The sequence below is a fragment of the Bradyrhizobium sp. Leo78 genome (assembly GCF_059512425.1).
Genome location: NZ_JCAMOT010000009.1, coordinates 43,228 through 68,506, shown reverse-complemented (window position 1 = coordinate 68,506; position 25,279 = coordinate 43,228). Strand labels below are relative to the sequence as shown.

Annotated in this window: 23 protein-coding genes; 12 read left to right on the top strand and 11 right to left on the bottom strand. The window is 63.9% G+C overall.

Translation table 11 applies throughout. The annotated features are described in order from the left end of the window. The first annotated feature begins 4 nt into the window (after positions 1–4). From AC5ZG1_RS14090 to AC5ZG1_RS14080, 3 genes are all read left to right on the top strand, one after another. Positions 5–481: a MaoC family dehydratase gene (locus AC5ZG1_RS14090; RefSeq protein ID WP_496133207.1), complete on the top strand. Its 477-nt coding sequence runs from the start codon at positions 5–7 to the stop codon at positions 479–481. Positions 482–600: 119 nt separating this feature from the next. After that, entirely contained in the window at positions 601–1,518 is a 918-nt protein-coding gene (locus AC5ZG1_RS14085) for an SDR family NAD(P)-dependent oxidoreductase (RefSeq protein WP_496133206.1), read from the top strand. 152 nt (positions 1,519–1,670) lie between these two features. After that, entirely contained in the window at positions 1,671–2,900 is a 1,230-nt protein-coding gene (locus AC5ZG1_RS14080; protein ID WP_496133205.1) for a BaiN/RdsA family NAD(P)/FAD-dependent oxidoreductase, read from the top strand. A gap of 552 nt (positions 2,901–3,452) precedes the next feature. On the opposite strand, the gene AC5ZG1_RS14075 is transcribed toward AC5ZG1_RS14080, so the two are convergent. The 4 genes from AC5ZG1_RS14075 to AC5ZG1_RS14060 form a co-directional block, all read right to left on the bottom strand. Continuing rightward, positions 3,453–3,848 carry a hypothetical protein gene (locus AC5ZG1_RS14075; protein ID WP_456641764.1) on the bottom strand — a complete coding sequence of 132 codons (396 nt, stop codon included), beginning with the start codon at positions 3,846–3,848 and terminating at the stop codon, positions 3,453–3,455. 303 nt (positions 3,849–4,151) lie between these two features. Continuing rightward, positions 4,152–5,231 (bottom strand): D-TA family PLP-dependent enzyme, encoded by a 1,080-nt coding sequence (locus AC5ZG1_RS14070; protein ID WP_496133204.1) that lies wholly within the window; start codon positions 5,229–5,231, stop codon positions 4,152–4,154. A 3-nt stretch (positions 5,232–5,234) separates the two neighbouring features. Continuing rightward, positions 5,235–7,046 carry an ABC-F family ATP-binding cassette domain-containing protein gene (locus tag AC5ZG1_RS14065; RefSeq protein WP_130226282.1) on the bottom strand — a complete coding sequence of 604 codons (1,812 nt, stop codon included), beginning with the start codon at positions 7,044–7,046 and terminating at the stop codon, positions 5,235–5,237. Then, positions 7,046–7,558: a YaiI/YqxD family protein gene (locus AC5ZG1_RS14060; protein WP_456641761.1), complete on the bottom strand. Its 513-nt coding sequence runs from the start codon at positions 7,556–7,558 to the stop codon at positions 7,046–7,048. Before AC5ZG1_RS14060 ends, AC5ZG1_RS14065 begins: the two co-directional genes overlap by 1 nt. A 116-nt stretch (positions 7,559–7,674) precedes the next feature. On the opposite strand from AC5ZG1_RS14060, the gene AC5ZG1_RS14055 reads away from it, so the two are divergent. Then, positions 7,675–8,472, top strand: coding sequence for a hypothetical protein (locus tag AC5ZG1_RS14055; RefSeq protein WP_496133203.1), 798 nt, complete (start codon positions 7,675–7,677; stop codon positions 8,470–8,472). A gap of 148 nt (positions 8,473–8,620) precedes the next feature. Here the strand turns inward: AC5ZG1_RS14055 and AC5ZG1_RS14050 are convergent, their stop codons facing one another. Continuing rightward, positions 8,621–10,996, bottom strand: a complete 2,376-nt coding sequence (locus tag AC5ZG1_RS14050; protein ID WP_496133202.1) for a xanthine dehydrogenase family protein molybdopterin-binding subunit — start codon at positions 10,994–10,996, stop codon at positions 8,621–8,623. Between the two features lie 196 nt (positions 10,997–11,192). Between AC5ZG1_RS14050 and AC5ZG1_RS14045 the strand changes: the two genes are divergently transcribed. After that, complete coding sequence (locus AC5ZG1_RS14045; protein ID WP_130226279.1) at positions 11,193–12,248, top strand: Ppx/GppA phosphatase family protein; 1,056 nt, start codon at positions 11,193–11,195, stop codon at positions 12,246–12,248. 75 nt (positions 12,249–12,323) lie between these two features. Continuing rightward, entirely contained in the window at positions 12,324–13,022 is a 699-nt protein-coding gene (locus AC5ZG1_RS14040; RefSeq protein WP_496133201.1) for an RlmE family RNA methyltransferase, read from the top strand. Between the two features lie 9 nt (positions 13,023–13,031). Here the strand turns inward: AC5ZG1_RS14040 and AC5ZG1_RS14035 are convergent, their stop codons facing one another. Then, positions 13,032–13,799 (bottom strand): COG4705 family protein, encoded by a 768-nt coding sequence (locus AC5ZG1_RS14035; protein WP_496133200.1) that lies wholly within the window; start codon positions 13,797–13,799, stop codon positions 13,032–13,034. Between the two features lie 464 nt (positions 13,800–14,263). Here AC5ZG1_RS14035 and AC5ZG1_RS14030 point away from each other — a divergent pair, with 464 nt between their 5' ends. Both AC5ZG1_RS14030 and AC5ZG1_RS14025 read left to right on the top strand, forming a co-directional pair. Beyond that, positions 14,264–14,929, top strand: coding sequence for a response regulator transcription factor (locus AC5ZG1_RS14030; RefSeq protein ID WP_496133328.1), 666 nt, complete (start codon positions 14,264–14,266; stop codon positions 14,927–14,929). Further along, positions 14,923–16,212 (top strand): sensor histidine kinase, encoded by a 1,290-nt coding sequence (locus AC5ZG1_RS14025; RefSeq protein WP_496133199.1) that lies wholly within the window; start codon positions 14,923–14,925, stop codon positions 16,210–16,212. Before AC5ZG1_RS14030 ends, AC5ZG1_RS14025 begins: the two co-directional genes overlap by 7 nt. A gap of 9 nt (positions 16,213–16,221) precedes the next feature. On the opposite strand, the gene feoB is transcribed toward AC5ZG1_RS14025, so the two are convergent. The 3 genes from feoB to AC5ZG1_RS14010 all read right to left on the bottom strand — a co-directional run bounded on the left by feoB (position 16,222) and on the right by AC5ZG1_RS14010 (position 19,957). After that, entirely contained in the window at positions 16,222–18,093 is a 1,872-nt protein-coding gene (gene feoB, locus AC5ZG1_RS14020) for a ferrous iron transporter B (RefSeq protein ID WP_456641753.1), read from the bottom strand. 19 nt (positions 18,094–18,112) lie between these two features. After that, positions 18,113–18,388, bottom strand: coding sequence for a FeoA family protein (locus AC5ZG1_RS14015; RefSeq protein WP_456641752.1), 276 nt, complete (start codon positions 18,386–18,388; stop codon positions 18,113–18,115). Between the two features lie 93 nt (positions 18,389–18,481). Next, positions 18,482–19,957 (bottom strand): MFS transporter, encoded by a 1,476-nt coding sequence (locus tag AC5ZG1_RS14010; protein ID WP_456641751.1) that lies wholly within the window; start codon positions 19,955–19,957, stop codon positions 18,482–18,484. 344 nt (positions 19,958–20,301) lie between these two features. On the opposite strand from AC5ZG1_RS14010, the gene guaB reads away from it, so the two are divergent. The 3 genes from guaB (at position 20,302) to AC5ZG1_RS13995 (ending at position 23,451) form a co-directional block, all read left to right on the top strand. Next, on the top strand, positions 20,302–21,798 hold the full coding sequence (gene guaB, locus AC5ZG1_RS14005; protein WP_130226271.1) for an IMP dehydrogenase: 1,497 nt from the start codon (positions 20,302–20,304) through the stop codon (positions 21,796–21,798). Positions 21,799–21,921: 123 nt separating this feature from the next. Beyond that, positions 21,922–22,944, top strand: coding sequence for an NADPH-dependent curcumin/dihydrocurcumin reductase (gene curA, locus AC5ZG1_RS14000; RefSeq protein ID WP_130226270.1), 1,023 nt, complete (start codon positions 21,922–21,924; stop codon positions 22,942–22,944). 246 nt (positions 22,945–23,190) lie between these two features. Then, on the top strand, positions 23,191–23,451 hold the full coding sequence (locus tag AC5ZG1_RS13995; RefSeq protein ID WP_456641750.1) for a hypothetical protein: 261 nt from the start codon (positions 23,191–23,193) through the stop codon (positions 23,449–23,451). A gap of 193 nt (positions 23,452–23,644) precedes the next feature. On the opposite strand, the gene AC5ZG1_RS13990 is transcribed toward AC5ZG1_RS13995, so the two are convergent. Together AC5ZG1_RS13990 and AC5ZG1_RS13985 are read right to left on the bottom strand one after the other, a co-directional pair. Further along, positions 23,645–23,887 carry a hypothetical protein gene (locus AC5ZG1_RS13990; protein ID WP_028164650.1) on the bottom strand — a complete coding sequence of 81 codons (243 nt, stop codon included), beginning with the start codon at positions 23,885–23,887 and terminating at the stop codon, positions 23,645–23,647. Between the two features lie 43 nt (positions 23,888–23,930). Further along, positions 23,931–24,770 carry a metallophosphoesterase family protein gene (locus AC5ZG1_RS13985; RefSeq protein WP_496133198.1) on the bottom strand — a complete coding sequence of 280 codons (840 nt, stop codon included), beginning with the start codon at positions 24,768–24,770 and terminating at the stop codon, positions 23,931–23,933. Positions 24,771–24,894: 124 nt separating this feature from the next. Between AC5ZG1_RS13985 and AC5ZG1_RS13980 the strand changes: the two genes are divergently transcribed. Continuing rightward, complete coding sequence (locus AC5ZG1_RS13980; protein WP_130226267.1) at positions 24,895–25,278, top strand: MAPEG family protein; 384 nt, start codon at positions 24,895–24,897, stop codon at positions 25,276–25,278. The last annotated feature ends 1 nt before the right edge of the window (position 25,279 follow it).

Here is a 25,279-nt window from a genome sequence, read left to right as displayed (position 1 = left end):
AAAAATGAACGAAGTCTGGAAGAAGCCGCCCGTGTCGCTGAAGACGTATCAGGGCATGGTCGGCAAGGAGATCGGCGTGTCGGCCTGGCACCTGGTCGATCAGCAGCGCATCGATACCTATGCCGACGTGATCGAGGATCACCAGTTCATCCATGTCGACCCTGAGCGCGCGAAGGACACCCCGTTCGGCACCACGATCGCCCACGGTTTCCTGACGATGTCGCTGCTCAGTATCATGTCCTACCAAGTGATGCCCGTCATCGAGGGCACCACGATGGGCGTCAATTACGGTTTCGACAAGCTGCGCTTCATCTCGCCGGTGCGCTCCGGCAAGCGCGTCCGCGGACGCTTCGTGCTCGCCGAGGCCAAGCTGCGCAAGCCGACCGAGCTGGCGTCGCGCACGAACGTTACGGTCGAGATCGAAGGCGAGGAAAAGCCGGCGCTGGTCGCCGACTGGCTCGGCCTGATCTACTTCGCCTGAGCCGCTCCTTTCAGCGTCATGGCCGGGCTTGACCCGGCCATCCATCGCTGCTCAAAACGCTTTGATTTTTGATGGATGCCCGGGTCAAACCCGGGCATGACAAATCGGGAACACACTTCATGACAATCAGGTTTGACGGACGCGTCGCCATCGTCACCGGCGCGGGCAATGGTCTCGGACGGGCACACGCGCTGGGGCTCGCGAGCCGTGGTGCCAAGGTGGTGGTCAATGATTTCGGCGGCGCGCGCGACGGTACCGGCGCCTCGCTGTCGCCGGCTGAAGCTGTGGTCGAGGAGATACGGAAAGCGGGCGGCACCGCGATCGCCGACGGCGCCGACGTCTCGAACTTCGAGCAGGTCACGGCGATGGTCGAGCGCGCGACCAAGGAGTGGGGCAGCGTCGATCTGCTTTGCGCCAATGCCGGCATCCTGCGCGACAAGTCGTTCGGCAAGCTCGAAGTCGCCGATTTCCAGAAGGTGTTGGATGTCCATCTCGTCGGCAGCTTCTACTGCTGCAAGGCGGTGTGGGCCGGCATGCGCGACCGCAATTACGGCCGCATCGTGCTGACGACATCGTCCTCAGGCCTCTACGGCAATTTCGGTCAGGCCAATTACGGTGCGGCCAAGGCCGGCATGGTCGGGCTGATGAACGTGCTCGCCGAGGAAGGCCGCAAGAACAACATCCGCGTCAACACCATCTCGCCGACGGCCGCGACCCGCATGACCGAGGAATTGCTGCCGCCGCAGGCGCTAGCGCTGATGAAACCGGAAGCGATTACGCCGGCGGTGGAATATATGCTGAGCGAGGATGCGCCGACCCGCACCATCATGGGCGCCGGCGCCGGCTCGTTTGCGGTGATCAAGATCCTGGAGACCGAGGGCATCAACCTGCCGCCCTCCGAATGGACCCCCGACGCCATCGCCGCGCATTTCGCTGAGATCAGCGACATGTCGAAAGCCAGGGCGTTGCAGGGCGCGTTCGAGCAGACGCAGAAATATGTCGCCCAGGCGGCAGCAAGAGCAGGGGTCAAGCTGTAACGCGACGTCGCGTCGCCGCACTCAACCGTCATGGCCGGGCTTGACCCGGCCATCCACTTCGTGAGGGCTGCGCAAGTTGTTCGTGGATGCCCGGGTCAAGGCCGGGCATGACGGCCGTTTTGCGGTACGAGAATCCTGCCTAAACTCAAGCCATGCCTTCCACTCCACACCAAGTTGCCGTCATCGGCGCCGGCCCCGCCGGCCTGATGGCGGCTGAGGTGCTGGCGCAGGCCGGCGCGCTGGTCACGATCTACGACGCGATGCCGTCGGCTGGCCGCAAATTCCTGATGGCCGGCCGCGGCGGCCTCAATCTCACCCACAGCGAGCCGCTGCCAAGATTCCTCGCGCGCTATCGCGAGGCGATGCCGCATCTTGAGGCCGCCATCGAAGCGTTCCCACCGCAAGCGTTGCGCGACTGGAGTGAGGCGCTGGGCCAGCCGACCTTTGTCGGCTCCAGCGGCCGTGTCTTCCCGAAAGCGTTCAAGGCCTCGCCGCTGCTGCGCGCCTGGCTGCGCCGGCTCGACGGCGCGGGTGTGCGGCTGTTGCTGCGGCATCGCTGGAGCGGGTGGGACAATGACGGCCGCCTGCTGTTTCAAACGCCGGAAGGAACGCGCGCCGTTGAAGCCCGCGCCACCATCCTGGCGCTCGGCGGCGCGAGCTGGCCGCGACTCGGATCTGATGGCGCATGGGTGGATGTGCTCACGGCAAAAGGCATAAAGATCTCGCCGTTACGTCCAGCCAATTCCGGCTTCACCGTCGCCTGGTCGGATATCTTCCGCGACCGCTTCGAAGGCCAGCCCCTTAAGAGCGTTGCGCTGAGCATCGGCGGACAGACGGTGCGTGGCGAAGCCATCGTAACCCGCACCGGCATCGAGGGCGGCGCCATCTATGCGCTATCGGCAGATCTGCGCGAGGCGATCCTCCGCGACGGCGAGGCAACGCTCGCTATCGCACTACGGCCCGATCTCTCGGTCGATGAACTCGCCGCAAAGCTATCAACGCCGAAGGGCAAGCAATCGTTCTCGAACTTCCTGCGCAAGACCGCAAATCTGTCGCCCGTCGCCATCGGCCTGCTGCAGGAAGCGGCGAAAGCATCAGGTGAGTCTTTGCCCTTGCAGCCTCCCGCCGATCTCGCGCGCCTCATCAACGCCGTACCCTTGCGCCTCTCCGGCACAGCACCCATCGCCCGCGCCATCTCCACCGCCGGTGGCATCGCCTTCGACGAGCTCGACGACAACTTCATGCTCCGCCGCTTGCCCGGCATCTTCGTCGCCGGCGAGATGCTCGACTGGGAAGCGCCCACCGGCGGCTATCTCTTGCAGGCGTCGTTTGCGACGGGCGCCGCCGCGGGGAAGGGCGCGTTGAACTGGCTCGATGCGTAGGATGGCTAGAGCACAGCGAAACCCATCATCTTAGTCCCGATGAGGAGTTGATGGGTTTTGCTGCACTCAGCCGAAGGCGCTGTACGACGTCCAGATTTTTTGCACTGCGCGGCACGGTTTGCACTGCCATCAGTTCGACGGCTGTGCTCTCCTTGGCTGCGCGACCTCTCGCTGGCCACTCAGCCCCCAGCCCCGGTCGGCGGAGAGGAAGCGCGCCCCGGCGTTGATCCCCACGATCGCGCCGGGGCACGATCGCGTTGGTCGCCTTGTGAGTTGAGCTGGAGTGGCAGCCATGGTGCAGAACCTCGTAGCCGGACTGGTCGTGGTGGCTTTGGTTATCATGGGCGTGCTTGCGTACGCCCAGAAACATGAAGGGTGCTTGCACGGGCACTCGCTCCAAACCTTCAAGCCCTGTGGATCAGTCAGTGCTGAAATGTAGCGACGCCGCGGCTGACCTCGCACGATATGGCGCCCGCGCCGCAGTCGGCGGTGCGGTCGAGCACCATCACTTAGTCAGCTACCTTTTTTGCTAAGCCTGGGCCAGGCCTATGCCTAAATCCCATTCGGCGTACAGGCCATCAGCAACTTGGCAGACTCGAGAAGCTGATGTTGGCTTGAGCCTTTGATTATCCGGCTTAGGTTCGGCAGTACAAAGACGATTTCGTCATCGTCTTGCATAGTATAGTGATTATCGTGCTCTTCTTCGGTGATGATGACGGCACGCCTCAGTGCCATGCCGGTTTCTCGATTAATCAGTTCCGTAGCCTCATCTACGGCCTGTTTCGTCGGAATGTTGCTGTCGGGGTCCCGGTCCAATATGTGTCCACGGTTGTTCCACACCTCAACGATCACTCTCGGAAGGTCGGTGTCGGGGTAGGAAAGAGTTGGCTGTGTGATGTCTCTATCTTCCGTGCCCCGAGCTGTCTTCACTTTCCTGATGACGGCCACGGTCAATTCCTCCCTAATGAAAAGCATTTTGCAGTAGGGCGCTACCCAGTCGTAGTAATTTATGCCTGCAAGCTAGCGTTGTACATGCGCCAGATTAGCGCGTGAACTAGACAGCGCCTCTGCCATATAGGCGCTGCGCCAAACTCGACGGAGGAATGTTTCGATCTCTGCCAGCAAGTGACGCGCCCCAGCCGACCGTCTGATGAGGAGAGAGGGATGTCTCGAATGAGCGCTGCCAGCTCGGTCGCCAAGTCGAGCCAGCGGGTAGGCGTATTGTGAGAGATTCAGATCACCATGCTGTAGCTAGCGCAGCTTTCCGCGCGCGGCGACCGGCAGCGTGCCGATGATCTCGTCGCCGCGCACCATCACCACCTCGTCCATCATGTTGACGACGACGCAGACGTGATTGGGTACGATGCGGACGACGTCGCCGACATTGGGACGCGTGTTGCTGCGGGAGAGATCGAGGAAGCCGTGCTCCTCGGCGAACTTCGCGATCTTGGCCTCGGGATGTTCGAGGATCAGCCCGTGGCCTTCGAGTCCGCCGGTGTCGGTGGTCAGCGTCTTCGAGCCGGCATCGAGGATGCCGCGCTCGGGGGCGGCGCGGCTCACCACCGTCGAATAGATGTGCAGCGCGCAGTCGTCCCAGGTGGCGACGCCGGCGGCGACCTGCATGCGGTCGTTGTAGATATAGGTGCCGAAGCGATGTTCGGTCGCGCCCTTCAGCTTGCCGAGATTTTTCAGGTTCGGTGTGCCGCCGGTGGATACGATGGTCGCGTCAAGCCCGTGGGCGCGCACGCCGGCCAGCGCCTCGTCGAAGAATTTCTGCGCGTCCGCCCAGCCGGTCTCGGTCGGATACAGCATGAATCCGGCAAACTGTAGCCCCTTGCCGCCGGCGATCTCGCGCGCCAATGCGACGGCATCTGCCGGAGTCTCGACGCCGGCGCGCTTGCGCCCCGTATCGCATTCGACCACGACCGACAGCGTGCGGTCCGACGCAGCCGCAGCCTTCGGCAGGTCGGCGACGACAACCGAATTGTCCGCCGCTACGGTGACGTTTGCTTTCCCCTGCAGCGCGCCCAGCCGGGCCATCTTCTCGTCGCCCAGCAAATTGTAGCTGATCAGGATGTCGGAGATCCCGGCCTCTGCCATGATCTCGGCCTCGCCGAGCTTCTGGCAGGTGATGCCCTTGGCACCGGCCGCGATCTGCATCTGCGCCAGCATCGGGTTCTTGTGGGTCTTGATATGCGGACGATGCGCCACGCCGGCCGCATCGCACGCCGCCTGGATTCGCGCGATGTTGCGTTCGACGCGGTCCATGTCGATGACGGCGCAAGGCGTGCCATAGTCGCGGGCGATTTTTGCGGCGAGGGGATTGGTCATGGATTATGCCTGTTCAATTTCTTCGCGCAGCACTTCGAGTTCGAGCCAGCGGTCTTCGGCGGCGGAAAGCTCCTGCTGCGCCTTGGCGATCGCGGCGGAGGCGTCGTCGAATGTCTTGCGATCCTTCGCGTAGAGGTTGGGATCGTCAAGCAGCTTCTGCTGCTTTGCGATTTCCGCGTGCAATTTCTCGATCGTCTTCGGCAATGTCTCCAGCGCGTGCTTCTCGTTGAAGCTCAGCCGCCGCTTTGGCGTAGCCGTCGGCGCCGCGGCCTTCGTTCCCTTTTTCTCCTCGACAACCGTCGTCTTCACTGCCTCGCGCTTCAGATCCGCGCCGCGCTGCGCCAGCATGTCGGTGTAGCCGCCCGCATATTCGATCCAGCGGCCATCGCCCTCGGGCACGATCACTGACGTCACCACGCGATCGAGGAAGTCGCGATCATGGCTGATCAGGATCACCGTGCCCTCGTAATCGCCGAGCATCTCCTCGAGCACGTCGAGGGTTTCGAGATCGAGATCGTTGGTCGGCTCGTCCAGCACCAGGAGGTTCGAGGGTTTTGCAAGTGCGCGAGCCAGCATCAGCCGGCCGCGCTCGCCGCCGGAGAGCACTTCCAGTGGTGTGCGGATCTGCTCCTGCGAGAACAGGAAGTCCTTCATGTAGCTGACGACATGCTTCGGCTTGCCGCCGACCATCACATGGTCGCCGCGACCGCCGGTCAGGGCTTCCGACAGCGTCGATTTCGGATCGAGGCTTTCGCGGTGCTGGTCGAGCGTTGCCATTTCAAGGTTCACGCCGAGCCGCACGCTACCGGCATCGGGTGCCTCCGCGCCGGTCAGCAGGTTGACCAGCGTGGTCTTGCCGGCGCCGTTCGGGCCGACGATGCCGACGCGGTCGCCGCGCTGGATGCGGATCGAGAAATCCTCCACGATGTTGCGCTCGCCGAATGCCTTGCCGATGCTCTTCGCCTCGATCACCAGCCGTCCGGATTTGTCTGCCTCGGCAGCAGCGAGATTGGCGCTGCCCGCGGTGCCGCGATAGTTCCGCCGCTGCGCGCGCAGCGTATGCAGATTGGCAAGCCGCTTGACGTTGCGCTTGCGTCGTCCGGAGACGCCGTAGCGCAGCCAGTGCTCCTCGTTGACGATCTTGCGGTCGAGCTTGTGCTGATCGCGCTCTTCCTCGGCCAGCACCTCGTCGCGCCAGGCCTCGAATGCGCCGAAGCCGCGGTCGATCTGCCTGATCTGGCCGCGGTCGAGCCAGGCGGTCGCGCGCGACAAATTGGTGAGAAAGCGGCGGTCGTGGCTGATCAGCACCAGCGCCGAGCGCCGGTTCTGCAATTCGCCTTCCAGCCATTCGATGGTCGGCAGATCGAGATGGTTGGTCGGCTCGTCCAGCAGCAGGATGTCGGGCGAGGGCGCTAGTGCCCGCGCGAGCGCCGCGCGACGCGCCTCGCCGCCGGAGAGATGGGCGGGATCTTCGTCGCCGTGCAGTCCGAGCTGCTCGAGCAGATAGCGCGCCTGATAATGGTCATCGCCGGGTCCAAGACCGGCTTCCACATAGGCGAGCGTGGTGGCGTGATCGCCGAAATCCGGCTCCTGCGGCAGATAGCGGATGGTCGCGCCGGGCTGCACGAAACGGCTGCCGGCGTCAGGCTCGACCAAACCGGCCGCGATCTTGAGCAGCGTCGATTTGCCGGAGCCGTTGCGCCCGATCAGGCACACGCGCTCTTCGGCCGAGACCGAGAGCTCGACGCCCGTGAGTAGCGGCGTGCCGCCGAACGTCAGCCTGATGTCCTTGAGCTGGATCAGGGGCGGCGCCATCAGTTTTGTCCCGTTACGGTTTGTTCGGCGCGGCGGCGCTGGATGCGGCGGATCGCGGTGTCGAGTGCCGAGAGGAACGCCGAGCGGTCGCGCGGCGAGAACGATCGTGGCCCGCCGGTGATCTCGCCCGACGAGCGCAGGTCGGTCATCAGATTGCGCATCGCCAGGGTCATGCCGATCGACTGCTCCGTGAACGGTTTGCCGTTCGGCGCAATCACGTCTGCGCCGGCCTTCACACAGCGGCTCGCCAGCGGAATATCCGCGGTGATGACGATGTCGCCATGTCCGGCGCGCTCGGCGATCCAGTCATCCGCGGCGTCCATGCCGGAACCGGCGGCGACGCGTTCGATCAGCGGGTCCTGCGGCACGCGGATGAAATTGCCAGCGACCACGCTGACGGCAAGTCCGTGCCGGAGCGCGACGCGATAGACCTCGTCCTTCACCGGACAGGCGTCGGCATCGACATAGATGCGGGTGGGGTTTTTAGTCGGCATCACTGTTTGGCGGTTCATTCGTGGGCCGCATGTAACCCATCGGGCGGAAAATTGCGAGGCCGCCCACAGGCTTGCCACGGACGGTTGATGGCGTACGATCCGGTCAGAAAAACAACCGAAATAAGGGGAACCCCATGAGCCATCCGCAAACCTACCGCGTCTCGGCCTATAACACCTCGAAAGAGTCCGAGAACAAGATCCATGACGATGCGGTGGCGCGGCGGTACGGCTTCTCGGGCGGGCTGGTCCCCGGCGTCGACGTGATGGCCTATATGATGCATCTACCGGTTGCGACATGGGGCCGCGATTTCCTCGGGCGCGGCTTGATCGACGCGCGTTTCCTCAAGCCGGTCTATGATGGCGAACAGGCCGAGGTGAGGGGCGAGGCGCGCGATGGCGCGCTGGCGATCGAGGTGTTCAGCCGCGGCGAGCTTTGCGCCACCGGCAGCGCGTCGCTGCCGACTGCGGCACCTGCAGTCTCGATCAGGGATTACACGGAGGTCGCCGCTGTCGCCGAGCGCAAGCCGGTGAATGCCTCGTCCTACGAAGTCGGCAAATGGCTCGGCACCCGGCCGTACACCTGGGCGGGCGACGCTGCGACAGGATATCTCGCCGATATCAGGGAAACCGACACGATCTACACGCGCGAAAAGCTCGGCCATCCCGGCATGCTGCAGAAGGTGATGAACAAGCTCCTGGTTGACAACGCCATCCTCGGCCCCTGGATTCACGTCGGCAGCCGGATGCAGCTCCTCTCGGCCGCGAAGACCGGCGATGAGCTGACGGCCCGCGCGAAGATCACTGCGAACTATGACAAGAAGGGCCACCGCTTCGTCGAGCTCGACGCGATCGTGGTCGCCAACGGCACCACGCCGCTGGCGCATTGCTGGCACATCGCGATCTATCAACCACGAGAGCAGGCCGCGGCGTGATTCGACGCGTCATTGCCGGGCTTGACCCGGCAATCCATCACGCTTGAAAGACTCTGCTCTGGAGATGGATGCGCGGGTCAAGCCCGCGCATGACGAGTGTTGGTGGTTGTAGGCTTCTGCCGCCATTGCCGCCTGCCCCGCTGAAGCGTCAGGCCGCCTGCGCCTTCTTCGCATCCTCGATCGCGCGCCACACCTTTTCCGGCGTCAGCGGCATGTTGATGTGCTTGATGCCGTATTCCGACAGCGCATCCACCACCGCATTCACCACCGTCGCAAGGCTGCCGGCACATCCCGCCTCGCCGCAGCCTTTGGTGCCGAGCGGATTGCTCTTCGCCGGCGAGGGATGATCGCCGACCGCCATGGGCGGAATGTCCTCGGCGCGCGGCAGCGCGTAGTCCATGAACGAGCCGGTGATCGGCTGGCCGGAGGCATCGTAATTGACCTCTTCCATCAGCGCCTGGCCGATGCCTTGCGCGACGCCGCCGTGCAACTGTCCCGCCACGATCATCGGATTGACGATGGTGCCGAAGTCGTTGACGCCGGTGTAGCGCACGATCCTGATCACGCCGGTGTCCGGGTCGATCTCGACCTCCGCGACGTGGCAGCCGTTGGGGAAGGTGGACGGCGTCTCCTTGGTGGCGTGGTCGACGTCGAGCGTATCAGGCCCGCCCTCGGCAATCTGGCCCTCACGCATCCGCTGCGCGAGCTCCATGATGCCGATCGAGCGGTCGGTGCCGGCGATGGTGAAGCGGCCGCCGGTAAATTCGATGTCGGCTTCGGATGCTTCCATCACATGTCCGGCCGCTTTCTTGCCCTTCTCGACGACGAGTGCGGACGCCTCGACGATGGCCTGGCCGGTCGCGGTGATCGAGCGCGAGCCGCCGGTGCCGTTGCCGAACCGCACCAGATCGCTGTCGCCCTGTTCCAGCTTGATCTTATCGAAGGGCACGCCGAGCTGGTCCGACAGCACCTGCGCGAATGGCGTGGCATGGCCCTGGCCGTAGTCTAGCGTGCCGGTGGTGAGCGTCACCGAGCCATCCGGATCGAAGGTGATCTTGCCGAGCTCGCCGCTCGGCGGCGCGGTGACCTCAAGGTAGGAGCCGACCGCGATGCCGCGCAATTTGCCGTTCTTCTTGCTCTCCCGCTTGCGCTTGCCGAAATTCTCGTAGTCCGAAATCTCCAGCGCCTTCTCGAACACGCCCTGGAAATCGCCGCTGTCATAGGTGACGCCTGATGCGGCCGGGAAGGGCAGTTGTGACGGCTTGATGAAATTGCGCTTCCGCAAGGTCAGCCGGTTGATGCCCATCTCGTCGGCGGCCTTATCGATCAGCCGCTCCATGTAGTAATTGGCCTCGGGCCGGCCGGCGCCGCGATAGGCGCCCATCAGCGTGGTGTTGGTCAAGACCGTCTTGATGTCGACGCCGAGCAGCGGCGTGCGGTAGACGCTTGCGAGATTCTTGCCGGTGTTGAGCGACAGCGGCCCCGGGGCGACGCCAGTGATGTAGGCGCCGAGATTGCCGTAGCCGGACAGCCGCACCGCCAGGAACTTGCCGTCGGCGTCGAGCGCGAGTTCGGCATGGATGAGCTGGGCGCGGCCCTGGCTGTCCGACAGGAAGCTGGTCGAGCGCTCGTCGGTCCATTTCACGGGGCGCCCGAGCTCCTTCGCTGCGTGGGCGATGCAGGTATATTCGGGATAGTTGAGGTTCTTCATGCCGAAGGAGCCGCCGACATTGGCGGTGAGAATCCGCACCTTCTCCGGCGGCACGTTGAGGATTTTTGCCAAGGTCGTCTTGTTGCCGGAGACGCCCTGGGTCGGCACCTGCAGCGTATAGCGCTCGGTTGTCTTGTCGTAGGCCGCAAGCGCCACGCGCGGCTCCATCGAGACGACAGCGACGCGGGTATTGACGATGTCGAGCTTGGTCACATGCGCCGCGCTGGCGAAAGCGGCATTGATCTTGTCGGTGTCGCCATAGTGGTAGTCGAGCGCGACATTGTTCGGGATGTGGTCGTAGAGCTGCGGCGCGCCGGGCTGGGCGGCCTCGGCGGCATCGGTCACCGCCGGCAGCGATTCGATGTCGACCTCGACGGCTTCGGCCGCATCGCGCGCCTGCGCGGCCGTTTCAGCCACCACGAAGGCGACGGGATCGCCGACGAAGCGGACCTTGTCGGTCGGCAGCGGCAGGCGGTTGGTCTGCAGCAGCGGCGAGCCATCCCGGCTCTTCAGCGGCATGCCGCAGGTGAACGGGTTGTAGTTGGCGGCCGCGAGGTCGGCTCCGGTCCACACCCCAAGCACGCCCGGCATCGCCCTGGCGGCGGCGGTGTCGATCCCCTTGATGACGCCGTGGGCGTGGGAGGAGCGCACCATCCAGCAATAGGCTTGGCCGGGCAGGGAGAAATCGTCGGTGTATTTGCCGTTGCCGCGCACCAGCGTGTCGTCCTCCTTGCGGCGGACCGGTTGCCCGACACCGTATTTTTGCAGTGCGATAGCGTTTTCGAGGGCCGCGGAAGATGTGTGATCTTGCATGGTAAATAACCTGAAATGCCGCGATTTGGAGCAATTTCGCGGTGTTTCGACCAGATAACGTAGCGTGATGTAAGCGACAACGCCCGATTAGGCATGTCGCGTGTGATGATTTGTTGCGTAGGCCTTTGGCGCTGCTAAAGTTTCCGTGAACGGAAATTCTTCGGCGGGCCGGGTGCCGCGCGGAAAGACAGTGTTGATGAAGGATGACACGCGGCCTTGCGTCGGCCTTTCGGCCCGCGAGAGCCCGTCAGGGTTGGCTACGGCGGCCGTCGAAAGCGGCGTTTACGCGGCGCTTGACCTTGGCACCAACAATTGCAGGCTCCTGATCGCCTGTCCCACCGGGGACGGGTTCCGCGTGGTCGACTCTTTTTCCCGCATCATTCGGCTCGGCGAGGGCATTTCGGCGACCGGTTCCATCAGCGACGCCGCAATCGAGCGCGCAATCGCCGCGCTCTCGATCTGCAGCGACAAGATCCGGTACCGCAAGGCGAGGCGCCTGCGGCTGATCGCAACCGAGGCCTGCCGTGCCGCCGCCAATGCCGACAGTTTCCGCGCCCGCGTCGCCGCCGAGACCGGTATCAAGCTCGAGGTGATCGACCGCGAGACCGAGGCGACGCTGGCCGTGATCGGCTGCTCGCCGCTGCTCGACCGAAGGGGCCGCGGCGCGGTTCTGTTCGACATCGGCGGCGGCTCGACCGAACTGGTGCGGATCGAGCGCGATCCGGCAAGGCCGGATGCTGCGCCCTGGATCAAGGCCTGGATGTCGATCCCGTTCGGTGTGGTCAGCCTTGCCGAGCAATTCGGCGGTCGCAATGTCACAAAAGAGTTGTATGCGCGGATGGTCGCCGAGGTCGCGCAATATGTCGCCCCGTTCGCGACCGAGCACGGCTCCGATTTGCGCGACATGCATCTGCTGGGCACGTCGGGCACGGTGACGACCCTTGCCGGCGTATTCCTCAATCTGCCGCGCTACGATCGCCGACGCATCGATGGCATCTGGATGAGCGACGCCGACGTGACTGCGACGATTCAAAATCTGCTTGGCATGAGCTATGAGGAGCGCATCAATAATAGCTGCATCAGCATCGAGCGCGCCGACCTCGTGCTTGCGGGCTGCGCGATCCTCGATGCCATCAGGAACGCATTCCCGCTGCCGCGGCTGCGCGTCGCCGACCGCGGCCTGCGCGAGGGCATGCTGGTCGAGATGATGCGCGAGGACGGCGCGCTGAAGTCGTGCCTGCACGTGCCGTAACGAGCGTGATCCGGAAAAGTGGGAACCGGTTTTCCGACAAGATCATGCTCCAACAAAGAGAATCCAGAGACACTTATGGCGAAAGATTCGACCGGCCGGCTGCACGTCACGGTGAAGAGCGGCGGCAAGCGGAAATTGTCCTCAAAACTCTGGCTGGAACGCCAGCTCAACGATCCCTATGTCGCGAAAGCCAAGGCGCAGGGCTACCGTTCGCGCGCGGCCTTCAAGCTGACCGAGATCGACGACAAATATCGCCTGCTCAAGCCGGGCATGACCGTGGTCGACCTCGGCGCTGCGCCCGGCGGCTGGAGCCAGGTCGCGGCCAAGCGCGTCGGCTCGGCCGATGGCAAGGGCAAGGTGATCGCAATCGACCTCCTGGAAATGGGAGAGATCCCCGGCGTCACCTTCGCGCAGCTCGATTTCCTCGACAACGACGCGCCGGAAAAACTGATCGCGATGATGGGCGGCCGCGCCGATGTCGTGATGTCCGACATGGCCGCCAACACCACCGGTCACCGCAAGACAGATCAACTCCGGATCGTCGGCCTGGTCGAGACCGCCGCAGCCTTCGCCTGCGACGTGCTCAGCCCCGGCGGCGCGTTCCTCGCAAAGGTGTTTCAGAGCGGCGCCGATGCCGAACTACTCGCGCAGTTGAAGCGCGACTTCTCGACCATCCGCCACGTAAAGCCCGCCGCCAGCCGGCAGGATTCGTCGGAGCGTTACGTGCTGGCGACGGGATTTCGCGGTGTCACAAAGACCGAAGGACGTTCATGACGGATCGGGTCAGGCTCGCTGGCCCGCTCGTTGCGGCAGGAGCAAGACCAGCGCCGCGATGGCGGCTGCGAGGGCACCTGAAGCCGCATATCGGCTGAGAGCCAAGCCGCCGTGATCGAGCGGCTTGTCCAGGAAATCGCCCACGGTCGCTCCAAGAGGCCGGGTCAGCACGAAGGCGATCCAGAAGAGCATCGTCCTGGACATATTGGTCCAAAGATATGCGGCCGCGACGACGGCAATGCCTGTTGCGAAGACCAGGGCGCCGCCGCGATAGCCAAGCCCGGTTGTATCAGCCATCCAGTCTCCGAGCGCCGTCCCGAGCGTTTGCGAAAACAGGATCGTGACCCAATAGAAGGCTTCCGCCGCCTTGTTGTCGATCGATGCAATCGAGACCGACCCCATCGTTCGATGCCAGACCGCCAGCGATGCGACGAGCAGTGCCGCAAGCAGCGAGGACCCGCCGAGATAGCCGATCCCGAGTGACCGGTCCACGAAGTCCGCCAGCGTCGTGCCGACGGCTGTCGTTGCGATGATGACCGTCCAATAGAGGAACGGATGGAACCGCTTCGCGCCGATCTGGGCGGCGACCACCACGGCAAAGACGATGGCGAAAATCGCCGTCCCAACCAGGTAGCCGAGACCCATCGACATCGTCACGGCATCGCCGCCGGTTTCGCCCAGCGTCGTAGCCAGGATCTTGACGATCCAAAAGCCCAACGAAACGGCCGGCACCTTGCCGGTATCGTCGACACGGCCGTTCTTGTTGATGAATTCCATCGGCTCTTCACTCCGGCCCAAGCCCAAGGCTCCGAGCTTCGAGGCGGCGGCTTCGGCGCGCGCCGACCGTCGTTGACATGATCTTGATCACCCAGAAGACTAGTGTGACTTCGGGGACCTTGTTCAGCATCGGCGCGCCAGTGCGTCGGACACTTTGCGGAACTCCAATCGGGATATCCGGCGGTCTTGCCGAACTTCGAATGGAGCGTACCTGTCCAGACTTAGCTCCGACTTAGGAGCCGGATCGTACCGAGGATGAACGGGAGTGGAGCTAAGTATCGGCTCAGTCGGAGCTGTCATGCTCCAGGGCGCGAGCCAGACCGAGACAGGAGAATCAGAGGGAAGATGATGTCCCGTTCATGGATCGTAGCCTGCCCGCTGACCACCCGCGTTGCGGTGCCCGAGACCCCCGGCGCAGCCGCGAACGATGCGGGTCCGCCGGCTGCATAGCGGGGCCGGCCGTCATGCGAGTACTGCTGGTCGAAGACGATAAAATGATTGGTGCGGCCGTCCTGGAGGCGCTGAAAGATGCCGCCTACGCGGTCGACTGGGTCAGGAACGGCGATCTCGCCATCGAGGCGATCCACAGCGAGACCTACGATATGGCGTTGCTTGATCTTGGCCTGCCCCTCATCGACGGTCTTGAGGTTCTAAAACGAGTCCGAGCAGAGCGTGTGCGCCTTCCAGTCATCGTGCTGACGGCGCGCGACGCCTTGAGCGATCGCGTGGCTGGTCTCGATCTCGGTGCCGACGATTACCTGGTCAAGCCATTCGAGATCGGCGAATTGCTGGCGCGCATGCGCGCTGTCCTGCGGCGCGAAGGCAGCGGTACGCCGCCGGTCCTCACCAACGGCCGCCTTTGCCTTGATCCGGCGACGCGCGAGGCGACCTTCTGCGGCGAGAAGGCGGTGCTGAGCGCACGCGAATTCGCTCTGGTTCAGGCGCTGCTGATGCGGCCCGGTGCGATCCTGTCCCGCGGCGAGCTGGAGCGGCAGATCTACGGCTGGACCGAGGAGGTCGAAAGCAACGCCGTCGAATTCCTGATCCACGCGGTGCGCAAGAAGCTAGGTGCCATTGCGATCAGGAACGTTCGCGGCGTTGGGTGGATGGTGGATCGTCCCACATGCTGAAATCGTTGCGCGCACGTCTGTTCGTCGGCCTCACGGCGATCATCGTGCTGACGGGAGCGATCGGAGGCACCTTCGCGTATCTGTGGGCCTACAGCGAAACGATCGAAATGCAGGACTCGGTCCTGATCCAGGTCGGTACGTTCGCACTGAACGCTTCGGTCAGGGAAAGCCAACCTGTCAACGGCGTCGACGCGGAGGCAGAGGTTGCAGTCATCGAACTGGGAACGGTCCCGCGCGGCTCGGCTGACGACCGTAAGCTCTGGACGCTGCCGGATGGATTGCACAACGGCACCTATAAAGGACAGCCCATCCGGGTGTTGCTGCGCACACGGGCCGATGGCAGCCGATTCGCGGTGACGCAGCGCACGGAGATCCGCACCGAGATTGCAGGCAATATGGCGTTGCGGACGTTGCTGCCGATCGCCGCGCTGGTTCCATGTCTTCTGCTGGTGACAGCAGCGGTGATCGCAAGTTCGTTCCAACCGATGGTCAGGCTGGCTCATGATCTCGACGCGAGAAGGGGCGACGACATCCATGAATTGAAGGCGACGGGAATGCCGAGCGAGTTGCATCCGTTTCTCGTGTCGATTAACGGGTTGCTGGATCGCATGCGCGGCATGATGGAGCAGCAGCGGCGGTTTATCGCAGACGCGGCCCACGAACTCCGGACGCCGATTACGGCGCTGAGCCTTCAGGCTGAAAATCTGGATCCGCGTGAAATGTCGCCGCAGGCGCGCGACCGTCTCGATGCGTTGAAGAGCGGCATGCGGCGAACCAAGCATCTGCTCGAGCAACTCTTGGCACTTGCGCGCCAGGATGCCGTGCAAGTCGCGGTTTGGGAGACCGTCGCTCTCGACGAGGTCGCGAAGGAAGTCGTCGCCGATATTTTGCCGGAAGCCGCTGCGCGAGACATAGATCTGGGCTTTCGGATCGCCGAGGCTGTTGCGGTCAGCGGCGATGCGTTGTCGCTTGCCTCGGCTGTGCGCAATCTCGTCGAAAACGCGGTCAAGTTCACGCCTGATGGCGGAAGCATCGACCTTGGAGTCTATCGTGAGGGCGAGATGGCGGTCCTGCAGATCGAGGACACCGGGCCGGGAATTCCACCGGGCGATCTCGATCGAATCTTCGAGCCGTTCTTTCGAGGTGAGCGGCCGACAGGACTCTCGATCGTGAAACGGATCATCGATCGTTACGGTGGCTCGATCGCGTTCGAGAACGTCAACGGAGCCGGTCGATCGGGCCTTCGCGCGACCATCAAGATGCCGTGCAGGAGCAACGTATAGGTTCGGGGGTCAACCCGCCCCCAGCGCGACCGCGATATTGTAGGTCGCCAGACTCGCCAGATACGCCAGCGCCAGCATGTAGAAGAACGTCACTGCCATCCATCGCCAGCCGCCGGTCTCGCGGCGGATCACCGCCAGCGTCGAGGCGCATTGGGGGGCGAAGATGTACCAGACCAGCAGCGACAAAGCGGTGGCGAGGCTCCATTTGGTGGCGAGCACATGGCCGATCTGGTCGGCGGCTTCCTTGCCGCCCTCGATGGCGTAGACGGTGCCAAGCGCTGCCACCGCGACCTCGCGGGCGGCCATTCCGGGGATCAGCGCCACCGCGATCTGCCAGTTGAATCCGAGCGGCGCCAGCAGTGGCTCGATCGCCTTGCCGATGATCGCGGCGAGGCTGTAGTCGATGGCGGGATCTTGGGCGCCGGCCGGCGCGGTCGGGAATGAGGCCAGGAACCAGATCAGCACCATCATCGAGAAGATCGTCGTGCCGGCCCGCTGCAGGAACATCTTCGCCCGCGTGTAGACGCCGATGGCGATGCTCTTCAGCCGCGGTAGTTTGTAGTCGGGCAATTCGAGCATGAAGGGCGCAGGGGCGTAATCGCGCAGCATGAAGAATTTGACCAGGAACGAGACGCCGAGCGCGCTGGTGATTCCAGCCGCATAGAGGCCGAACAGGACGAGGCCGCGCAGGTTGAACCAGCCCCAGACATCGCGGTCCGGAATGAACGCCGAGATGATCAGCGTGTACACGGGAATGCGTGCCGAGCAGGTCATCAGTGGCGCGATCAGGATGGTGGTCAGGCGGTCGCGCCGGTTGTCGATCACGCGCGTCGCCATGATGCCGGGGATCGCGCAGGCAAAGCTCGAGAGAAGCGGAATGAAGGCGCGGCCGTGCAGGCCGGCGCCGCCCATGATGCGGTCCATCAGGAACGCCGCGCGCGCCATGTAGCCGAAATCTTCCAGCAGCAGGATGAACAGGAAGATGATGATGATCTGCGGCAGGAACACGATGACGCTGCCGACGCCGGAAATGACGCCGTTCTGAAGGAAGCTCTGCAGCAGCCCTTCCGGCAGCGTGTCATGCACGAACTGGCCGAGCGCGTCGAAGGCCGAGGATAACAGCTCCATCAGCGGCTGTGCCCACGCGAACACCGCCTGGAACATCAGGAACAGGATCAGCGCGAGGATGAAAAGTCCCGCGACCGGATGCAGCACCACCGCGTCGATCCGGGCGGTCCAGGTGTCGGGCTTGGCAGGTAGCGTGACGGCGGAGTTGATGATGCGGTCGGCCTCGCGCTGGGTAGCGCGCAACTGGGAGGCGGTGAGGGGCTGCCATCGATTCGGCCCGGCGGGTGTCTGCTCCTGCGCCGCAATCTCGTCGGTTCGACGCAACAGTTCCGCGATCCCGCCCTTGCGAACCGCGATCGAGGTCACGACGGGCACGCCGAGCGCCTCGGACAATTTAGGCACGTCCACGCTCACACCGCGGCGGGCCGCAATGTCGAACATGTTGAGCACCAGCATCATCGGCCGGCCGGTGTTCTTCAGCTCCAGCAGCAGGCGGATCGTCAGCCGCAAATTGGTCGCGTCCGCGACACAGAGGATGAGGTCGGGGACGGCCTCGCCAGGGGTGCGGCCCAGCACCATGTCGCGGGTGATTTCCTCATCCGGGCTGCGCCCGCGCAGCGAATAGGTGCCGGGCAGGTCCACCAGCGAAACCTGCCGTCCGGCGGGGGTGACGAAAAACCCTTCCTTGCGCTCGACGGTCACGCCCGGATAGTTCGCGACCTTCTGCCGGCTGCCCGTCAGCGCGTTGAAAAGCGAGGTCTTGCCGCTGTTGGGCGTACCAACCAGCGCAAGATGCAGGAGTGGGGCTTCCATCGCGTTTCCGCTCGCTCCATCAGGCGACGATGATCGCCATGGCCTCGCGCCGGCGCAGGGCGATCGTGACGTTTTCGACCCTGACCGCGATCGGGTCGCGTCCAACGATTCCCTCGTGCAGCACCTCGACCCGGGCGCCCTCGACGAATCCGAGCTCGATCAACCGGCTCTCAAGCTCGTGGCCGGCGAGCGCGGAGGCCGCGTCAGCTACGGCCAGATGCTGGATCACGCCCGAATATCCCCGCTTGGCCAAACCCAAGGGCTGAGATGTTCGGATATTGGTTTGTTCGCTCATCGCACGTGTTTTCCAGTCAGGCGCGAATGGGTCAAGCGCTGCGATCAACACGAAGCTGGGATTTAGAACGATTACAAGTTGGTGGCGCTAGCGTTATCCCAATCGCTGATCCCGCGCGTCCTGCGTTCCTTCGGTTGCGGCCTTCACGGCGGCGGTGGCCGCGCCCTTGCGGCTGGAGATCTCGACCGCTTTGCGGCCCGAGATCTCGTGGCCGGCATCGTCTGGCATCTGCCAGAAGAACCAGGCTGACGCCGCGGAGATGACCGCGACAACCAGGAAAGCTGGTGCGAACATGGTCGCGTTCAAGTCGCTCGCACCATCCAGCCACATCGTCGTCTCGACGGAGAACGCGCCGACCGCGACGCCGGCGGAGATCGCGAGTTGCTGGTTGACGCTGACCAGCGTGGTCGCCCGGCTCATCTGCGCCGGCTCGACCTCGGCATAGGCGACCGTGTTGATGGCGGTGAACTGCAGCGAGCGGAAGAAGCCGCCGACCACCAGGATGATCATGATCAGGAGCAGCGGGGTCGCCGCCGTGAACAGCGCGCAGGCGGCAAGGAAGAGCGAACTTATTACCGCATTGACCGTCATCAGGTTGCGGAAGCCGAAGCTGCGGATGATGCGTGCGGCAAGCGTCTTCATGCCCATGGCGCCGACGGCGGACGCGAAGGTGACGAGGCCCGACTGGAATGGCGACAGCCCGAAGCCGACCTGCATCAGCAAAGGCAGCAGGAACGGCAGGGCGCCGACGCCGAGGCGGAACATGAAGCCGCCGATGATGCTGGCGCGCAGTGTCGACAGGTTCAGCAGCGAGAAATCCAGCACGGGCGATCCGGTCCGTCGCGCGTGGATAACGTAAAGCGTCATCGAGATCGAACCCACCGCGATCAGCGAGGCGACGACCGTCCATGGCAAAAGGTTGAGGCCGGCGACCGAAAGCCCGAAGGCGATGCCGGCAAGGCCGATGCCGGCGAGCACGAGGCCATAGAGATCGAACGGCTCCGGATTCTCGCTCTTGATCGGATCGATGTATTTCAGCGCCATGAAGATGCCGAGGAAGCCGATCGGAATGTTGATCAGGAAGATCCAGTGCCAGGAGAAATAGGTGGTGATGAAGCCGCCGAGCGGTGGCCCGATCACGGGACCGATCAATGCCGGCACCGTCACCCACGCCATGGCGTTGACCAGCGCGCTCTTGTCGACCGAGCGCAATAGCACCAGCCGCCCGACCGGCGTCATCATCGCCCCGCCGAGGCCCTGCAGGATGCGCGCGAACACGAAATCGGTGACCGAGGACGATAGCGCGCAGCCGATCGATCCCAGCATGAACACGCCGACCGCTCCTGCAAAAACCATCCGCGCGCCGAACCTGTCGGCGGTCCACCCGCTCGCCGGAATGAAGACCGCAAGCGAGAGCAGATAGGAGGTGATCGCGAGCTTCAGCGTCAGCGGACTGGTGCCGATATCGGCCGCAATCGCCGGCAGTGACGTCGCGATGACCGTCGAATCCATGTTTTCCATGAATAGGGCCGTGGCGACGATCAGCGGGATCAGGCGTTGCTTGTCCATGGAGCCGGAGGCTTGAGAAGCGGGCGGGCGGGGACGGGCTGTATCACCCCGCTACCGGACTGGCTATTGCGGAACCCGCATGACCACTTAGATCGTATGCGACGCTCGATTTTGGCGTTTGCCGACGCGATTCCGCCCGAAAGGGGCGATGTCAGATCGGGACAGGCGCCGAAAAAGCCTGTGCATGGCTGGCAAACGCTTTGATTCGTCATGTCGCCATGCTATCGACCAGCGTCAACCCCACCGATGGGCTCCGATTCGACGGCGATGCAGCAGGCAGCGCCGGGAGGCGGCGCTCATCCTTTTACGTTATCGCGGCGGATCGCCGCCGAAAGGAGTTGGCAATGGCGACGGTACAGGCATTCCCCGCGATCCGCGAGGCCTTCACGTTTGACGACGTGCTGCTGAAGCCCGGCCTATCGGACGTGCTTCCCTCCGAAGTCGACATCCGCTCCTACGTCACCCGCGCGATTCCGCTCAACATCCCCATCATCGCCTCCGCGATGGACACCGTCACCGAGGCGCGCATGGCGATCGCGATGGCGCAGTCCGGCGGCATCGGCGTGATCCACCGCAATTTCGATCCCGAGGGCCAGGCCGCGCAGGTGCGGCAGGTGAAGAAGTTCGAATCCGGCATGGTGGTCAACCCGCTGACCATCGGCCCCGACGCGACGCTCGCGGATGCGCTGACGCTGATGAAGGACCACGGGATCTCCGGCATTCCAGTAGTCACCGGCGCGGCCAAGAATGTCCCGGGCAAGCTGGTCGGCATTCTCACCAACCGCGACGTGCGCTTTGCGACCGATCCCAGGCAGAAGGTCTCGGAATTGATGACGCGCGAAAACCTCGTGACCGTGCGCGAGGGCGTCAGCCAGGACGAGGCCAAGCGGATGCTGCACAAGCATCGCATCGAGAAGCTCTTGGTCGTCGACGATCAATATCGCTGCGTCGGCCTGATCACCGTGAAGGACATCGAAAAGGCGGTCGCGCATCCGCTGGCCGCAAAGGACGCACAGGGCCGCCTGCGCGTTGCCGCGGCGACCACGGTCGGCGAGGGCGGTTTCGAGCGCACCGAGCGCCTGATCGACGCCGGCGTCGACCTCATTGTCGTCGACACCGCGCACGGCCATTCCTCACGCGTGCTGGATGCCGTCAACCGGATCAAGCGGCTCTCCAACGCGGTGCAGGTGATCGCCGGCAATATCGCAACCAAAGACGGCGCGCAGGCGCTGATCGATGCCGGCGCTGACTCGATCAAGGTCGGCATCGGCCCGGGCTCGATCTGCACCACCCGCATCGTCGCCGGCGTCGGCGTGCCGCAGCTCACCGCGATCATGGATGCGGTCGAAGCGGCGAAGAAGGCCAATGTGCCCGTGATCGCCGACGGCGGCATCAAATATTCCGGCGATCTCGCCAAGGCGCTTGCTGCCGGCGCCGATATCGCGATGGTCGGCTCGCTGCTAGCCGGCACTGACGAGACTCCAGGCGAAGTCTTCCTGTGGCAGGGCCGCTCCTACAAGGCCTATCGCGGCATGGGCTCGGTCGGCGCGATGGCGCGCGGCTCGGCCGACCGCTACTTCCAGCAGGACATCAAGGATACGCTCAAGCTCGTGCCTGAAGGCATCGAAGGGCAGGTGCCCTACAAGGGCCCGGTCGCCAATGTGATGCACCAGCTCGCGGGCGGCCTGCGCGCCGCGATGGGCTATGTCGGCGCGAAGAACATCGCCGAATTCCACGACAAGGCGGAGTTCGTCCGGATCACCGGCGCGGGACTTCGCGAGAGCCACGTGCACGACGTCACCATCACCCGCGAATCCCCGAACTATCCGGGCGGGGCGTAAGCTCTCTCCTCCTGCAGCGCCGTCATTGCGAGGAGCGATAGCGACGAAGCAATCCATTCCTGCGCTTGCGGACCTGTGGATTGCTTCGCTACGCTCGCAATGACAAACACAGGAGGAAACACCATGTCCCAGGGTCAGCGCATCGTTCTCGCCTCGCGGCCCGTTGGCGAGCCCAAACCATCCGACTTCCGCCTTGAGGAATATGCCGTGCCGGAGCCGGGCGCGGGCCAGGTCCTGCTCCGCACGATCTGGCTGTCGCTCGATCCCTATATGCGCGGGCGCATGAGCGATGGCCCGTCCTATGCGCAGCCGGTGCCGGTCGGCGGCGTGATGGAAGCCGGCACTGTGAGCGAGGTGGTCGCGTCCAACAATCCAGCCTTTGCCAAGGGCGACATCGTGCTGTCTCGCGCCGGCTGGCAGACGCATGCGCTCTCCGATGGCAAGGGCCTGTCCAAGATCGATCCGAAGCTTGCGCCGATCTCGACAGCGGTCGGCGTGCTCGGCATGCCCGGGATGACGGCCTACACAGGTCTCCTCGATATCGGCAAGCCGCAAGCCGGCGAGACCGTGGTCGTGGCTGCAGCATCCGGCGCGGTCGGTTCGGCGGTGGGCCAGATCGCAAGGATCAAGGGCGCCCGCGCGATCGGCATCGCTGGCGGCAAGGACAAATGCGACTTCGTGAAGAACGAGCTCGGCTTCGACGATTGCCTCGACCATCGCGATCCCGACCTCGCTGCCAAGTTGAAGGAAGCCTGCCCGAAGGGCATCGACGTCTATTTCGAGAATGTCGGCGGCGCCGTATTCGACGCGGTGTTCCCGCTGCTCAACCCGTTCGCACGCGTGCCGGTCTGCGGCCTGATCGCGCACTACAACGATACCGAAAGCAAGCCGCCGAAATGGGCGGGTGCGATGATGCGTGCGATCCTGACCAAGCGCCTGACGTTCCGCGGTTTCATCGTCAGCGATTTCGCCGCGCGTCAGGGCGATTTCCTGCGCGATATGTCGGGGTGGGTGCGCGAAGGCAAGGTCAAGTACAAGGAGTTCGTCACCGAGGGTCTCGAGAGCGCACCCGAGGCGTTCATGGGCCTCTTGAAGGGCGCCAATTTCGGCAAGCAGCTGGTGCGCGTCGGGCCCGACAAGGCGTGAGCCATCACAGCTCAGCGAGCCCTGCGATCCATGGGTCGCAGTCCGCCGACCTCGCGCATCGGTGAATGGAAATCAGGAACGCACTGCTGCTTGCGGCTGTTGGTGGCCGAGCATGATCCGAAAAAGCCGGGAACATTCGCGCGCGATGACGCGAAGCGTTCCCGCGCGGGGATCATGCGCAACCAGCAAGCCAAGATGCCGGGAAGCCGAACACCATAGGTTCCTCGCATCGGAATGGAGCAGCTAATGAGAAGACTGGCAGTCCTATCAGCAGTACTGATTGCGACGGCGACGTTGGCAAACCCCGTGGCCGCCCGCGAGCACTACGTGCAGCGACCCGCCGTGATCGATCCCGACTTGGCCGCCCCGGCCGCCCCGTATTACCGCAGCGGGCCGGCCTACTATCCGGGGCCGCGCGTCGGTGCATTCGCCACCGCACCCTGGGATAATTCCCCGCCGCCGGCGTACTACGGCTCGCCTTACGCGGCGCCGGGTTACGGCTACTGACCTCTGAGAAATCTGGAAGCAACTCCAGTCCGCCGCGCCAACGCGGCGGACTTTTTCATGCCGGCGCAGAAGTGTCGCAAGCCTCGGCAGGGGGCCCGGCGTACCCCAAAGGTCACAGCGTTAACCAAATGATTCCGGCTAGCGGTACCTTTGCTTGACTGTGCATGCAACACATTGAATCATCACATTATTTTCAGGTGTAGTCATGTTTGAAATCGGCATTTTCTGTGTCATTTTGCTGGCGGCCGGCTATGCGATGGCCATGTGGGTCATCGGCCGCCGCGCTGATGTTTTGCACGGCAAATTCGTCGAGGCTGAGCCCGAGTCCGAACCGTTCGGAATAGGTCCGCTGCTGCCGCCGCCCGCGCCGCGCTCCAGCGCGGACTCGCTGCAGGCCCTGCTGACAGTGATCCAGCAGGATCTGAACGACAGTCATCCAGCAGGATCAGAGGGATACGGCGCAGACTTAACGCGTCGGCCTAATCCGCCGCCATCTCTGCGAGCAGCGCGTCGAGGCTGATATCGACCTGGCCTTCCGCCCTGACGTGGCGAACCTCGAAACTGTCAGGCCGGAAGCGGTATTCGACGATCCCGGTTTCCTTGATTCCGATCACGTCCTGCATGTGGTCCGGAATCATGAAGCCGACCGACGGCGCCCAGATGTGGCGGACACGTCCAAAGGTGAAATCGCGCCGCTGATGCACATGGCCGCTGCCGACCAGGCGCCAGTCGACCGCACTGAGCATCTCGAACAGGCGGGCGCGTGCCGGCTGCGGGATGTAGCGGATCGCGGTTTCCGCCAGCTCGGCGTCATCAGGCAGATTCAGGAACAGCGGCTTGTGCAGGAACAGCGCTACCGGCTTGCCGTTCACGTTGCCAAGCTGTGAAGCGAGCCAGTCGAATTGTTCGGCTTCGCTATCGAGCCCCGTATTCATGATCAGCGAATTCAGCCCGATGAAGCGCCAGCCTGCGGCCTCGAAGCACCAGCGATCTTCGCCGACGGTGGCGCGGAACGCATCGCAATTCTCCTCCGTCGCCGGCTCTGTCGGCGGCGTGCCGACCGCGGTCGGGTTGTCGCCGATGTCGTGATTGCCGGGCAGATAGCGGCAATCGACCGGCAGCGCCGCATGCAGTGACTTCGCGAATTCGAGATCGCTGCGGCTGTTCGGCCCATCGAAGGCGACATCGCCGCTGTTGAGCACGAGGTCTGGCCGCGTCGCGTCGATATGCTCGGCGACCGCCTCGAAGTTGGCGATCAGCGTCGGCCGGCTGCGGGCGAGGTGGGTGTCGGAAATCTGGGTCAGACGAAATTCGGACATGCAACCTTCCTTTTGCAACGATGTTAGATCGGGCCGAAGTCGGAATGATGACGGTGTCACGTTGTCAGTAGCGCAAGCGTTCGCCATCAGCTATCGCTTGCGTTTTAAACGGGGTATGAATCCCATGTCGGTTCAAATGGTTCTGCTGCCGGTCTTCGTGCTGGTCGGCCTTACCTTCGCGCTTCTGTTCGGCATGATGCGAACGCGGCGCGGCGCGCCGGCCAGTAGCGAGCCAAACCGGGCAACGCAGCTTGCCGATTGCTACCGCGACCAGTTCGAATTGCCGGTCCTGTTCTATCTCCTGATCGCACTTGCGCTGCCGCTGCGCCGTGCCGATCTTGTCATCGTGCTGCTGGCCTGGGTGTTCGTGGTGACGCGCTTTGCCCATGCCGGCATCTTCGTCACATCAAGCGATTCCGCACCCCGCTCGACGGCCTGGCTCGCAAGCGCGCTGGTGCTGTTTGCGATGTGGCTCTATTTCGCCCTGAAACTCCTGCTCCTGATCTGAA

Coding starts and splice junctions, on each gene's coding strand:
- AC5ZG1_RS14040 (WP_496133201.1), top strand. CDS start 12,324: ATGGCGAAAGATTCGACCGGCCGGCTGCACGTCACGGTGAAGAGCGGC.
- AC5ZG1_RS14010 (WP_456641751.1), bottom strand. CDS start 19,957: ATGGACAAGCAACGCCTGATCCCGCTGATCGTCGCCACGGCCCTATTC.
- AC5ZG1_RS14080 (WP_496133205.1), top strand. CDS start 1,671: ATGCCTTCCACTCCACACCAAGTTGCCGTCATCGGCGCCGGCCCCGCC.
- AC5ZG1_RS14015 (WP_456641752.1), bottom strand. CDS start 18,388: ATGAGCGAACAAACCAATATCCGAACATCTCAGCCCTTGGGTTTGGCC.
- AC5ZG1_RS14025 (WP_496133199.1), top strand. CDS start 14,923: ATGCTGAAATCGTTGCGCGCACGTCTGTTCGTCGGCCTCACGGCGATC.
- AC5ZG1_RS13995 (WP_456641750.1), top strand. CDS start 23,191: ATGAGAAGACTGGCAGTCCTATCAGCAGTACTGATTGCGACGGCGACG.
- AC5ZG1_RS14045 (WP_130226279.1), top strand. CDS start 11,193: ATGAAGGATGACACGCGGCCTTGCGTCGGCCTTTCGGCCCGCGAGAGC.
- AC5ZG1_RS14090 (WP_496133207.1), top strand. CDS start 5: ATGAACGAAGTCTGGAAGAAGCCGCCCGTGTCGCTGAAGACGTATCAG.
- AC5ZG1_RS14050 (WP_496133202.1), bottom strand. CDS start 10,996: ATGCAAGATCACACATCTTCCGCGGCCCTCGAAAACGCTATCGCACTG.
- curA (WP_130226270.1), top strand. CDS start 21,922: ATGTCCCAGGGTCAGCGCATCGTTCTCGCCTCGCGGCCCGTTGGCGAG.
- guaB (WP_130226271.1), top strand. CDS start 20,302: ATGGCGACGGTACAGGCATTCCCCGCGATCCGCGAGGCCTTCACGTTT.
- AC5ZG1_RS14065 (WP_130226282.1), bottom strand. CDS start 7,046: ATGGCGCCGCCCCTGATCCAGCTCAAGGACATCAGGCTGACGTTCGGC.
- feoB (WP_456641753.1), bottom strand. CDS start 18,093: ATGGAAGCCCCACTCCTGCATCTTGCGCTGGTTGGTACGCCCAACAGC.
- AC5ZG1_RS13980 (WP_130226267.1), top strand. CDS start 24,895: ATGTCGGTTCAAATGGTTCTGCTGCCGGTCTTCGTGCTGGTCGGCCTT.
- AC5ZG1_RS14070 (WP_496133204.1), bottom strand. CDS start 5,231: ATGACCAATCCCCTCGCCGCAAAAATCGCCCGCGACTATGGCACGCCT.
- AC5ZG1_RS13985 (WP_496133198.1), bottom strand. CDS start 24,770: ATGTCCGAATTTCGTCTGACCCAGATTTCCGACACCCACCTCGCCCGC.
- AC5ZG1_RS14055 (WP_496133203.1), top strand. CDS start 7,675: ATGAGCCATCCGCAAACCTACCGCGTCTCGGCCTATAACACCTCGAAA.
- AC5ZG1_RS14035 (WP_496133200.1), bottom strand. CDS start 13,799: ATGGAATTCATCAACAAGAACGGCCGTGTCGACGATACCGGCAAGGTG.
- AC5ZG1_RS14060 (WP_456641761.1), bottom strand. CDS start 7,558: ATGAACCGCCAAACAGTGATGCCGACTAAAAACCCCACCCGCATCTAT.
- AC5ZG1_RS13990 (WP_028164650.1), bottom strand. CDS start 23,887: ATGACTGTCGTTCAGATCCTGCTGGATCACTGTCAGCAGGGCCTGCAG.
- AC5ZG1_RS14085 (WP_496133206.1), top strand. CDS start 601: ATGACAATCAGGTTTGACGGACGCGTCGCCATCGTCACCGGCGCGGGC.
- AC5ZG1_RS14030 (WP_496133328.1), top strand. CDS start 14,264: ATGCGAGTACTGCTGGTCGAAGACGATAAAATGATTGGTGCGGCCGTC.